The organism is Streptomyces sp. NPDC050264, assembly GCF_040655895.1.
Lineage (GTDB): Bacteria > Actinomycetota > Actinomycetes > Streptomycetales > Streptomycetaceae > Streptomyces.
The window spans coordinates 66,138-77,809 of record NZ_JBFAKV010000014.1; the positions used below are offsets into that span (position 1 = coordinate 66,138).

At 68.9% G+C, this 11,672-nt stretch carries 13 protein-coding genes; all 13 read right to left on the bottom strand.

The annotated features are described in order from the left end of the window. Positions 1-73: 73 nt before the first annotated feature. The gene (locus AB0J02_RS24725; protein WP_363195931.1) at positions 74-895 is read right to left on the bottom strand and encodes a F0F1 ATP synthase subunit delta; all 822 of its coding nucleotides are present in this window, start codon (positions 893-895) and stop codon (positions 74-76) included. Further along, a complete protein-coding gene (locus tag AB0J02_RS24730) occupies positions 892-1,446 on the bottom strand; it encodes a F0F1 ATP synthase subunit B (protein ID WP_363195932.1) in 555 nt (184 codons plus the stop codon). Before AB0J02_RS24730 ends, AB0J02_RS24725 begins: the two co-directional genes overlap by 4 nt. A gap of 40 nt (positions 1,447-1,486) precedes the next feature. Continuing rightward, a complete protein-coding gene (locus AB0J02_RS24735; protein WP_018535366.1) occupies positions 1,487-1,738 on the bottom strand; it encodes an ATP synthase subunit C in 252 nt (83 codons plus the stop codon). A 77-nt stretch (positions 1,739-1,815) separates the two neighbouring features. Continuing rightward, entirely contained in the window at positions 1,816-2,637 is an 822-nt protein-coding gene (atpB, locus tag AB0J02_RS24740; RefSeq protein ID WP_363195933.1) for a F0F1 ATP synthase subunit A, read from the bottom strand. A gap of 225 nt (positions 2,638-2,862) precedes the next feature. Beyond that, a complete protein-coding gene (locus AB0J02_RS24745) occupies positions 2,863-3,300 on the bottom strand; it encodes a hypothetical protein (RefSeq protein ID WP_363195934.1) in 438 nt (145 codons plus the stop codon). Between the two features lie 261 nt (positions 3,301-3,561). Then, positions 3,562-4,890: an MraY family glycosyltransferase gene (locus AB0J02_RS24750; RefSeq protein ID WP_363195935.1), complete on the bottom strand. Its 1,329-nt coding sequence runs from the start codon at positions 4,888-4,890 to the stop codon at positions 3,562-3,564. Between the two features lie 98 nt (positions 4,891-4,988). Continuing rightward, a complete protein-coding gene (glyA, locus tag AB0J02_RS24755; protein ID WP_363195936.1) occupies positions 4,989-6,293 on the bottom strand; it encodes a serine hydroxymethyltransferase in 1,305 nt (434 codons plus the stop codon). A 76-nt stretch (positions 6,294-6,369) separates the two neighbouring features. After that, the gene (locus AB0J02_RS24760) at positions 6,370-7,002 is read right to left on the bottom strand and encodes a protein-tyrosine-phosphatase (RefSeq protein ID WP_363196059.1); all 633 of its coding nucleotides are present in this window, start codon (positions 7,000-7,002) and stop codon (positions 6,370-6,372) included. Positions 7,003-7,025: 23 nt separating this feature from the next. After that, positions 7,026-7,673, bottom strand: coding sequence for an L-threonylcarbamoyladenylate synthase (locus tag AB0J02_RS24765; RefSeq protein ID WP_363195937.1), 648 nt, complete (start codon positions 7,671-7,673; stop codon positions 7,026-7,028). 65 nt (positions 7,674-7,738) lie between these two features. Beyond that, complete coding sequence (gene prmC, locus AB0J02_RS24770) at positions 7,739-8,578, bottom strand: peptide chain release factor N(5)-glutamine methyltransferase (RefSeq protein WP_363195938.1); 840 nt, start codon at positions 8,576-8,578, stop codon at positions 7,739-7,741. A 96-nt stretch (positions 8,579-8,674) separates the two neighbouring features. Continuing rightward, positions 8,675-9,751 carry a peptide chain release factor 1 gene (gene prfA / locus AB0J02_RS24775; RefSeq protein WP_363195939.1) on the bottom strand — a complete coding sequence of 359 codons (1,077 nt, stop codon included), beginning with the start codon at positions 9,749-9,751 and terminating at the stop codon, positions 8,675-8,677. A gap of 120 nt (positions 9,752-9,871) precedes the next feature. Beyond that, the gene (gene rpmE / locus AB0J02_RS24780; protein ID WP_363195940.1) at positions 9,872-10,093 is read right to left on the bottom strand and encodes a 50S ribosomal protein L31; all 222 of its coding nucleotides are present in this window, start codon (positions 10,091-10,093) and stop codon (positions 9,872-9,874) included. A gap of 199 nt (positions 10,094-10,292) precedes the next feature. Then, positions 10,293-11,393 carry an LCP family protein gene (locus AB0J02_RS24785; RefSeq protein WP_363195941.1) on the bottom strand — a complete coding sequence of 367 codons (1,101 nt, stop codon included), beginning with the start codon at positions 11,391-11,393 and terminating at the stop codon, positions 10,293-10,295. Positions 11,394-11,672: the final 279 nt, after the last annotated feature.

Below are 11,672 nucleotides of genomic sequence, written 5' to 3' on the forward strand. Positions count from 1 at the left end.
GGGGTCTGGGGTCAGCCCCCAGGAATCCTCTGCACGGCCCAACTAGGGCCGTAGGTAGTACGTGGTTGAGGGGTCAGCCGGCCATACGGCGGCTGGCCTCCTCGATGCGGTCCGCGATGGAGCCGTTGATGACCTCGTCGCCCACCTGCACCTTGATCCCGCCGAGGACCGAGGGGTCCACGTCCAGGTTCAGGTGCATCTGGCGGCCGTAGAGCTTCGCCAGGGACTGGCCCAGGCGCTGCTTCTGCTGGTCGCTCAGCGGTACCGCGGTGGTGACGACCGCCACCATGCGTTCCCGGCGATCGGCGGCGAGCTTGGAGAGGGACTCGAGTCCCGCTTCCAGGCTACGTCCCCGGGGCGCGGTCACAAGACGCTCGACGAGTCGCTCGGTGGCGGGCCGGGCCCGGCCGCCGAGAAGCTCCTTGACCAGGGCGCCGCGGGCCGAAGCCGTGGCGCTCTTGTCGGTGAGCGCGGCGCGCAGCTCGGTGTTGGAGCTGACGATCCGCCCGAACCGGAACAGCTCGTCCTCGACATCGTCGAGTGCGCCGCTCTTCTGCGCCGCGGACAGGTCCGCCGTGTTGGCCAGCTCCTCCAGGGAGTCGACCAGGTCGCGCGAGGCCGACCACCGGGAGCGGACCAGACCGGCCACCAGGTCGACGGCCTCGCCGCTGACCTGGCCGGCGAGCAGTCGGCCCGCGAGCTCGGCCTTGGCGTCGCCGGCCTGCGCCGGGTCGGTCAGGACCCGACGCAGCGACACCTCGCGGTGGAGCAGCGCGGTGACCGCGGCCAGGTCGCCGGCGAGCACCTCGGCGTCGACCGACGTGGAGTCGGTCAGCGCGTCCAGGCGCTCACGCGCGGCGGCGAGGGCCTCGCGGCTCGCTCCGTGGACGGTCATCGAGCGGCCTCTGCCTTCGTCGCGGTCTCGTCGAGACCATCGAGGAAGCGGTCGATCGTGCGCGACTGCCGGGCGTGGTCCTCGAGGGACTCACCGACCAGCTTGCCGGCCAGGTCGGTGGCCAGCTGGCCGACGTCCTGACGCAGCGCGTGAGCGGCGGCCTTGCGGTCGGCCTCGATCTGGGCGTGACCGGCGGCGATGATTTCCTCACGCTGCCGCTGGCCTTCCGCGCGCATCTCGGCGATGAGCGTGGCGCCCTGCTCCTGCGCCTCCTGGCGCAGCCGCGCGGCCTCGTGCCGGGCCTCGGCGAGCTGAGCCTTGTACTGCTCGAGCACGCTCTGGGCTTCGGTCTGAGCGGCCTCGGCCTTCTCGATACCGCCTTCGATGGCCTCGCGACGCTCGTCCAGAACCTTGTTGATGTTCGGGAGGAGCTTCTTGGCGAGGAAGCCGAAGACGATGACGAAGGCGATGAAGCCGATCACGAGCTCTGGGATCGGCGGGATGAGGGGGTTCTCGGACTCCTCAACCGCCAGCTGAACCAGGGGGCTCATTTAACTGCCTTTCGTCGAAAGGGTGCTGTCCGACGTGTGGTCAGGAGGTCGGGTAGACGAACGGCATGACCAGACCGATCAGGGCGAGCGCCTCACAGAAGGCGAAGCCGAGAATCTGGTTGGCGCGGATCAGACCGGCAGCCTCGGGCTGACGGGCGAGCGCCTGGGTACCGTTACCGAAGATGATGCCGACGCCGACGCCCGGGCCGATGGCCGCGAGGCCGTAACCGATCGAGCCGAGGTTGCCCTTGATTTCGACGCCAGCGGCGAGGGTCTGCGCGAGAGCGGACATGCCGGTTCTTCCTTCTCTTTCAAGTACCGGTGGGGGTTGGCCACCGGATGTCTATGGGTGTGGTGCGAGGTGCGGGCTCAGTGGCCCTCGGCCAGCGCGCCCTGGATGAAGCTGCAGGCCAGGAGCACGAACACATAGGCCTGGACGGCCTGGATGAACAGCTCGAAGGCGGTCATGACGATGACCATCACGAACGAGACGGCCGAGTACGCGATGCCGATGCCGTTGAGCATGTACCAGCTGGCGATCGTGAAGAGCAGCAGCAGGGTGTGGCCGGCGAACATGTTCGCGAAGAGTCGGACCGTGTGCGTGAACGGCCGGACGAGCAGGTTCGAGAACAGCTCGATCGTCATCGAGAGCGGGAGGACTCCGCCCAGCGACTTGTCGTAGCCGGAGAAGTTCTTGAAGGCTCCGACGAAGCCGTGGCGCTTAAAGGTCAGGCTGACCCAGAGGACGTAGACGATGGCCGCCAGGGCCGCCGGGTACGAAATGATCGCCGTCACCGGGAACTGGGCGAGCGGGACGATCGACCAGAGGTTCATCATCCACACGAAGAAGAACAGCGAGACCATCAGCGGGACGTACTTCTCGCCCTCACGCTTGCCGATCGTCTCGTAGACGATGCCGCGGCGGACGAAGTCGTATCCGGCCTCGGCGACCATCTGGAGCTTGCCCGGGACGACCTTCGGCTTGGCGAAGGCGGCCCAGAAGAAGCCGATGATGACGACCGAGCCGAGCAGCGCCAGCAGCATCGTCTTGTCGAAGTACAGGTTGCTGGTTCCATCGCCCCACAGGGGCTCGAACAGGAACGAGTGCAGGCCGGGAGCCGGGAAGCCACACCCATCAAAAAGGTGGCAGTCGGTCTCGAAGGCGAGCACCTGCGTCGGGTCAGCACTCACCGCGGGCTCCTTCAGCGTGGCGCATAGGTACGGCAACCTCGTTGTGTCGGCGCGGCGCACGGCCGCAGTTCGGCACGGGACTGGTGTAACGGATGTGGGGGCGGCAGTCGGGCATCGAGCCTCGCGTTACAGCAGGCGTCAGCTCAGTTGCCCGCGCCCGCGATGCCGCAGTTGGCACCGGACGATAGCAGGGTTGCGAACACCCACTTATCCCGCCCCTACGCTTCACGCTTTCGGCCCCGTCTTCTCGGGCTTGTCGCCCTTCTGGGTGTCGGGCTCGACGTAGAGGATCTTGGCCTTCATGTGGGCGCGCGTCTGCGCGGCGATCCACGCGAGGGTCGAGACCACGAGGGCGATGGCGAACGCCCTCGGATTGAAGAGCGTCGTGTCCTTGAAGAGCGCCATGAAGATGACCATGAGCAGCAACTGGGCCGCGTAGAGCATCAGGCCCATCATCTGGAACAGGTGCGGAAGTGATTTGGCGGTCCGCTCAAGGACCACGAGTCCGATCCCCATGAAAGCGATCGCCACCAGCGTCCCGACGAGCGCACCGAGGGCCCCCTTGCCACCCGCGACAGCGGCGCTGACCACGATGGTGATCACGCCAACAGCAGCTGTGGGTACGGCAGTTTTGAGAAGGGTCCGTGCGTCGTTGGACGGCATGGCGGCAGCTCCGCTTATTGATGGGGGCAGGGTGTCGTCATGGACGAGCGTAGTCCGGGGCCGAGACTGAACTTCGGGCCAAGGGACCGTCGCACTACGGTCTTTCGGCTCTATCCCCGGGTTTCGTGAACGGTATCACAAACTATTTGATGCGGTCTTTACCTAGAAGGTGTGCCAACCGTCACACGTGAGAGGGAAGCTGCGCGTCTGTGCGCCCACCGGGTCAACTTGTCTGGTATTGCCGCGTTTTCCACCACGGCGTCAGCGTGACGACTCCGCCTTGCGCCGATCCGTGAAGCGCGAACGAGCGCCAATTGCTGTCGCTCCGTTGACTCCTGCCGGCACCGGGGGCGGAGTCTCCTCGTCCTCGGGCGTCTCCGACGCCTCGGAGGCCTCCGAGGCGTCGTCCGATCTGGCGCCGCGGCGGTAGCGCGGCGGCACCAAGTGCTGGGCCCAGCGCGGCGCGTGCGGGGTGAAGCGCGGCAGCAGGAGCAGCACCAGGCCGACGAAGCTCAGCGCGACGATCGTGAGCACGACCCACATTCCGGATGCGGAGTGCACGGAGTAGGCGACCGCGCCGAAGGCGATGAGCGCCGACCAGAAGTACATGATCAGGACCGCGCGGCTGTGGGAGTGGCCGATCTCCAGGAGCCGGTGGTGGAGGTGGCCGCGGTCGGCGGCGAACGGCGACTGCCCGTTCCAGGTGCGGCGCACGATCGCGAGGACCAGGTCCGCGAACGGGATCGCGATGATCGTCAGCGGCATCACCAGCGGGATGAAGACCGGGAGCATCGCGTGCGTGGTGTCCCGCGTGCTGCCGCCGAGGTTCAGCTTGAGGGCGTCCGGGTCGATCTGGCCGGTCATGGAGATGGCGCCGGCCGCCAGGACGAGCCCGATGAGCATCGAGCCGGAGTCGCCCATGAAGATCCGGGCCGGATGCATGTTGTGCGGCAGGAAGCCCAGGCACATGCCCATGAGGATCGCCGCGAAGAGTGTCGCGGGAGCGGCTGCCTCGATGCCGTAGCCGTACCAGATCCGGTAGGCGTACAGGAAGAACGCCGCAGCTGCGATGCACACCATGCCCGCCGCGAGACCGTCGAGGCCGTCGACGAAGTTCACCGCGTTGATGGTGATCACCACGAGGGCGACCGTGAGCAGCGTGCCCTGCCACTGGGTCAGGCCGACCGTGCCGACACCCGGGATCGGCAGCCACAGGATCGTCAGACCCTGCATGACCATGACGCCGGCGGCGATCATCTGGCCGCCCAGCTTGATCAGCGCGTCGATCTCGAACTTGTCGTCCAGCACGCCGATCAACCAGATCAGGGCGGCGCCGGAGAGCAGCGCCCGCGGCTCGTTGGACGAGTCGAAGACCTTGTCCAGGTTGGTGAGGTGGTCGGCGACCAGGAGGCCCGCGCACAGGCCGAAGAACATGGCGATACCGCCGAGCCGCGGTGTGGGTTCGCGGTGCACGTCGCGCGCACGGATCTCCGGCATCGCGCCGGCCACAATCGCGAACTTCCGCACCGGGCCTGTGAGCAGATAGGTCACCGCGGCCGTGATGCAGAGCGTCAGCAGGTATTCACGCACGGGCTTCCCCACAGGTATCGCTGGCCATCTCAGCCCCACACACTAGCTTCGCGTGCTTGAGGATGGAGACTTCCGGGTAGCGACGATGGTTGCACGAGTTACTGAGCGGTGACGTCGGCGGTGCCGGGCGCGAGTGTCCCGGGTGGGGCGCCTACCCGTTCTCCGGCGGCGTACGGGGGGAATCTCGCGGTCAGTCCGCGGACCTCCTCGCGGACCGCGCGCGCGTCGAGATCATCTCGTACGACGCCTGAGAAGAGCGCCGCGATCCGTGCCATCTCCGCCTCGCCCATGCCCTGCGTGGTGACGGCGGCGGTGCCGAGGCGCAGGCCGCGGCCGTCTCCGTGGGGCAGGGCGCAGGTGTCCAGGACCATTCCGGCGGAGGCCAGACGGCCGCGGGCCACTTGGCCCAGTACGCCGAGCGGAGCCGGGTCGACGGTGACGAGGTGGGTGTCGGTGCCGCCCGTGGTGACGGCGAAACCCAGCGTGGCCAGCGCCCCGGCGAACACCCGGGCGTTGGCGACGACCTGATGCGCGTACCCGCTGAAGGCCGGGGTCGCCGCCTCGCCGAACGCGACGGCCTTCGCGGCGATCGTGTGCATCTGCGCCCCGCCCTGCGTGAACGGGAAGACGGCCCGGTCCACCCGGTCCGCGAGTTCGGCGCCGCACAGCAGCATGCCGCCGCGCGGGCCACGCAGCACCTTGTGCGTGGTCGCGCAGACGATGTCGGCGTACGGGACCGGGTTCGGGGCCGCTCCCCCGGCGACGAGCCCGATGGGGTGCGCCGCGTCGGCGATGAGATGGGCGCCCACGTCGTCGGCGATGGCGCGGAAGGCCGCGTAGTCGATGTGCCGGGGGTAGGAGATCGAGCCGCACACGATGGCCTTGGGGCGGTGTGCGCGGGCCGTGGCGCGGACCTGGTCGTAGTCGATGAGGCCGCTCTCGGGGTCGACCCCGTACGGCACGAAGTCGAACCAGCGGCCGGAGAAGTTGGCCGGTGAGCCGTGCGTGAGGTGGCCGCCGGACGGCAGGCCCATGGCGAGGACGGTGTCGCCGGGGCGCAGCAGCACCGCGTACGCGGCGAGGACGGCCGAGGAGCCGGAGTGGGCCTGCACGTTGGCGTGCTCGGCGCCGAAGAGGGCCTTCGCCCGGTCGATCGCGATGCGTTCGGCCACGTCGACGAGTTCGCAGCCGCCGTGGTGGCGGGCGCCGGGGTAACCCTCCGCGTACTTGTTCGCGAGAGGGGAGCCGAGGGCTTCCAGTACCGCGGGCGAGGTGAAGTTCTCCGCGGCGATCAGCTGGAGGGAGTCGGCCTGGCGGGCCGCCTCGCCGTGGATGATCTCGGCCAGTTCGGGGTCCTGGCGCGTCAGCTCCGCCAGGGGTGCGGGATCGGGCGTGACCGGCATCTTTCCAATGTAGATCCGGGCGGTGCGGGGCGCCTGGCGTTGCTGTCACGGGGCTCCGCCCCGGCCGGTTCCGGGATTATTTGGTGACGCCCGTCAGGGCGCGGACCACCGGGGCCAGTGCCTCGCTGATCTCGCCGCCGACCGAGCGGAAGAAGGGCAGCGGGGCCCCGTACGGGTCGTACACCTCGTCCGCCTCGACGCTCGGGGCGAGCAGCCACCCGCGCAGCGCCGCCGCGGCCCGCACCAGGGACCGTGCGCGCTGCACCACGCCGCTTTCCAGCGGGTCGGGGAGGGTCGCCGGGTCTATGGCCTGCACGAGCCGCGTGAACTCCTTCAGCGTGAACGTGCGCAGGCCCGCGCTGTGGCCCATGGAGATGACCTGGGCGCGGTGGTCCCGGGTCGCGGTCAGCACGAGGTCGGCTCTTATGACGTGGTCGTCCAGGAGTTCGCGGCCGACGAAGCCGGAGGCGTCCGCGCCGAAGTCGGCCAGCACCGTCTCCGCGTTGGCCTCCATGGGGGCGCCCTCGTGGCCCCAGGTGCCCGCGCTCTCCACGATGAGCCCGCCGGCCAGCGGGTCGCCGAGCCGGTCCGCGAGGGCGTGCCGGGTCAGCCGCTCGGTGATCGGCGAGCGGCACACGTTGCCGGTGCTGACGTGGAGGATGCGGAACGAGTCGCCGGGGAGCGAGAGCGCCCCGTAGTCGGTGCCTATGCCACGCCCCGTCTCAGGGGCTGTCAATTCGCCACCTCGAGGTCGGGTACGACCTTGCGCAGTTCGTCGGCGGTGAGCGCACCGGCGCGCAGCAGCACCGGGACCTTGCCGGTGACGTCGACGATCGACGAAGGGACGATGCCGGGGGTGGGGCCGCCGTCGAGGTAGACGGAGACGGAGTCCCCGAGCATCTCCTGGGCGGCGTCGCAGTCCTCGGGAGCGCGGTGGCCGGTGAGGTTGGCGGAGGAGACGGCCATCGGGCCGACCTCGGTGAGCAGTTCGATGGCGACCGGGTGCAGCGGCATGCGGACCGCGACGGTGCCGCGGGTCTCGCCCAGGTCCCACTGGAGGGACGGCTGGTGCTTGGCGACGATCGTCAGGGCGCCGGGCCAGAACGCGTCGACGAGCTCCCAGGCCATCTCGGAGAAGTCCGTGACGAGGCCGTGCAGCGTGTTCGGGGAGCCGATGAGGACGGGGCTCGGCATGTTGCGGCCGCGGCCCTTGGCCTCCAGGAGGTCACCGACCGCCTCGGCGGCGAACGCGTCGGCGCCGATGCCGTAGACGGTGTCGGTGGGCAGCACGACGAGCTCGCCGCGGCGGACGGCGGACGCGGCTTCACGCAGACCGGTAGCGCGGTCGGTCGCGTCGTTGGTGTCGTAACGCCGTGCCATTTAGCGGGCCTCCTGCTCTGCGTACTGCTCTGCGGACTGCTCGATGTGATGAAGTGCGGTGTGGGTCACGGCATCGCCTTGCGGGCGGTCGCGAACCGCGGCCGGTTGTTCAGGTCGGGGTGATCGGCGGCGTCCGCCCAGCCCCGCTCCTCGGTGAAGATCCACGGCACCAGGCCGCCCTGCGTGTCCGCGTGCTCGATGACGACGACGCCGCCGGGCCGCAGGAGCCGGTGGGCGGTGCGCTCGATGCCGCGGATCAGGTCGAGGCCGTCCTCGCCGGAGAACAGCGCCATGTCCGGGTCGTGGTCGCGGGCCTCGGGAGCCACGTACTCCCACTCGGTGAGCGGGATGTACGGCGGGTTCGAGACGACGAGGTCGACCTGCCCGTCGAGGTCCGGGAAGGCCTCCAGGGCGTCTCCCTGGCGCAGGTCGACCCTGGACCCCTCGACGTTCTTCCGCGTCCACTTCAGGGCGTCCTCGGACAGCTCCACGGCGTGCACGCGCGAGCGCGGGACCTCCTGGGCGAGCGCGAGCGCGATGGCGCCCGAGCCGGTGCACAGATCGACGATGAGCGGCTCGACGACGTCCATCGCGCGGACGGCGTCTATGGCCCATCCGACGACCGACTCGGTCTCGGGCCGCGGCACGAAGACGCCGGGCCCGACCTGGAGCTCCAGGTAGCGGAAGTACGCGCGGCCGGTGATGTGCTGGAGCGGCTCGCGGGCCTCGCGGCGCGCGGTCACCTCCCAGTACCGGGCGTCGAAGTCCGCGTCCTTGACGGTGTGCAGCTCGCCCCGCTTCACGTCGTGCACGAAGGCGGCGAGTTCCTCCGCGTCGTTGCGCGGCGAGGGCACACCGGCGTCGGCCAGCCGCTGGGTGGCCTGGGCCACTTCCGCGAGCAGCACGCTGCGGGGGTTCGGGGGTCGCCCCCCAAGATGTTGCTGCACCCTGGTCCTCCGAGCTGTCTTACGGGCCGTACAGGCTTACGCGTGTACGCGTGCTTACGCGGCGGCGAGCTTGGCGGCCGAGTCCGCGTCGACGCACGCCTGGATCATGGCGTCGAGATCACCGTCGAGCACCTGGTCCAAGTTGTACGCCTTGAAGCCGACGCGGTGGTCCGAGATGCGGTTCTCCGGGAAGTTGTACGTGCGGATCTTCTCGGAGCGGTCGACGGTGCGGACCTGGCTGCGGCGGGCGTCCGCGGCCTCCTTCTCCGCTTCCTCCTGCGCGGCCGCGAGCAGCCTGGAGCGCAGAATACGCATCGCCTGCTCCTTGTTCTGCAGCTGGCTCTTCTCGTTCTGGCAGGAGGCCACGACGCCGGTGGGAACGTGCGTGATGCGCACCGCGGAGTCGGTCGTGTTGACGGACTGGCCGCCGGGCCCGGAGGAGCGGTAGACGTCGATCCGCAGGTCGTTCATGTTGATCTCGACGTCGACCTCCTCGGCCTCGGGCGTGACCAGCACACCGGCCGCGGAGGTGTGGATACGGCCCTGGGACTCGGTCGCCGGGACGCGCTGCACACGGTGCACGCCGCCTTCGTACTTCAGCCGCGCCCAGACGCCCTGGCCGGGCTCGGTCGCGCCGTTGCCGCCCTTGGTCTTCACGGCGACCTGGACGTCCTTGTAGCCGCCCAGCTCGGACTCGGTGGCGTCGATGATCTCGGTCTTCCAGCCGACGCGCTCGGCATACCGCAGATACATGCGCAGCAGGTCACCGGCGAACAGCGCGGACTCGTCGCCACCCGCGCCGGCCTTGACCTCGAGGATGACGTCCTTGTCGTCGGACGGGTCACGGGGCACCAGGAGAAGCCGCAGCTTCTCGGTGATCTCCTCGCGCTGCTTCTCGAGCTCCTTGACCTCGGCCGCGAAGTCCGGGTCGTCGGCGCCCAGTTCACGTGCGGTCTCGATGTCGTCGCCGGTCTGCTTCCAGGAGCGGTACGTCGCGACGATCGGGGTGAGCTCTGCGTAGCGCTTGTTCAGCTTGCGCGCGTTGGCCTGGTCGGCGTGGACCGACGGGTCCGCGAGCTTCTGTTCCAGATCGGCGTGCTCACCGATGAGGTCCTCGACGGCCTCGAACATCTCCGGCTCCTGCGGGTACGGGGGTGCTGTGTCATCCCAAGGGCAAAGGGGGCTGCATCGCAAAGCGCCGGTCCCGGTGCCCCTGCGATCGGGGCACCGGAGACCGGCGCTGGAGCCTCGCTACTTGTTGGCAGCGGCAGCCTTGCCGAAGCGGGCCTCGAAGCGGGCCACACGGCCACCGGTGTCGAGGATCTTCTGCTTGCCCGTGTAGAACGGGTGGCACTCGGAGCAGACCTCGGCACGGATGGTGCCGGAGTCGATGGTGCTACGAGTGGTGAACGACGCGCCACAGGTGCAGCTGACCTGGGTCTCGGTGTACTCGGGGTGGATGTCGCGCTTCAAGGTGTCTCCTAGGTTCGGGAGGGCGCCGGGTCGCAGACGCGGATTGCGGGAGCGTGAACCGGAGCCGACGGACCAGTCTGCCAGGACTGGGCGCATCTCCCAAAACCAGGGTGGGACCGCAACTATTCCCGGCGGCTTTCCTGCGGCTTTCCGGCGTGCTTTCCTGCGTACTTTCCGGCGTGCTTTCCGGGTTACCGGGTTACTTGAGGACGCCGTCCGCGGTGCCGGTGGCGGTGCCCTCGCCGGCCGACTTCGGGATGGCCTTGTCGGCCTTGAGGGCCTTCCAGACCTGGTCGGACTTGGTCTGGTCGACCAGGACCCGGTTGGCGTCGGCCGCGTCGTACTGCACCGGCATCGTCACCATGTTCATGTCGTTCGACCCGATGCCCTTGAGCCCGCCCGCGAACGACGTCAGGTTCTTGACGGACGCCAGCTCGGAGTCGGTCGTCACGGACTTCGTGGCCGTGTCCGCGAGGTCGTACAGCTTCTTGGGGTTGCTGAAGACGCCGACGTGCTTGATCTGGTCCATCAGGGCCTTCATGAACGCCTGCTGGAGCTGGATACGGCCCAGGTCGCTGCCGTCGCCGACGCCGTGCCGGGTCCGTACGAGACCGAGGGCCTGCTTGCCGTCGAGCTTGTGGGTGCCCGCGTCGAGCTGCAGGTGGCTGTCGGGGTCGTCGATCGCCTTGCTGGTGGTGACCTCGACGCCGCCGAGGTCGTCGATCAGGTCCTGGAAGCCGCTGAAGTCGACCTCGACGTAGTGGTCCATCCGGATGCCGCTCATGGACTCGACGGTCTTGACCGCGCAGGCGGCGCCGCCCGTGGAGTACGCGGAGTTGAACATGACGTCGTTCTGCGCCGGGTGCTCCGTGCCGTCCTTGTCGGTGCAGGACGGCCGCTCTATGAGGGTGTCCCGGGGTATGGAGACGATGCTCGCCTTCTTGTGCCCCTTGTAGACGTGGACGACCATCGCGGTGTCCGAGCGGGCGCTGCCGTCGTCGGTGCCGCCGCCGGCCTTCTTGTTGCTGCCGGCCCGGCTGTCGGAGCCGAGTACGAGGATGTCCTGCGAGCCGTTGTCGACGTCGTCGGGCCGGTCGGTGCCGAGGGCCTGGTTGATGTCGACGCTTTTGATGTTGCCGTTGAGCTTGAAGTACACGTACCCGAGCCCGGTGCCGCCGAGAACGACGATGCCCGCCGCGCTCCACGCCACGAGGCGGAGCGCCTTGCCGCGCCCGGCGTTCGGCTTGCGGCGGCGGCCCTTGGCGCGGTGGCGCCCGGGCTTGCTGTCACTGTCGGGCATGTGCTCCTCGCAGGTTTGTCTTCCTTCGGCACGCTTTGCTCTTCACTCGGTGTGACGGCGAACCGCCATGAAGGGTTGCACAGCGCGCTGTGCCCGCAGCGGGGCGAGAAGGCCACGGAACGTCACGGGACCTAAGTCCCACACCGCTCTCACCTGCACCTTTGTACTCATGAACCGCATGCTTCACAGGGGCCCCGAATTCTTATGCCTGTGGTGAAGGTCTCGGGCGCATGCGAAAGGGCTGGGCCCCGCCGCAGGTGCGGCGGGGCCCAGCCCTTG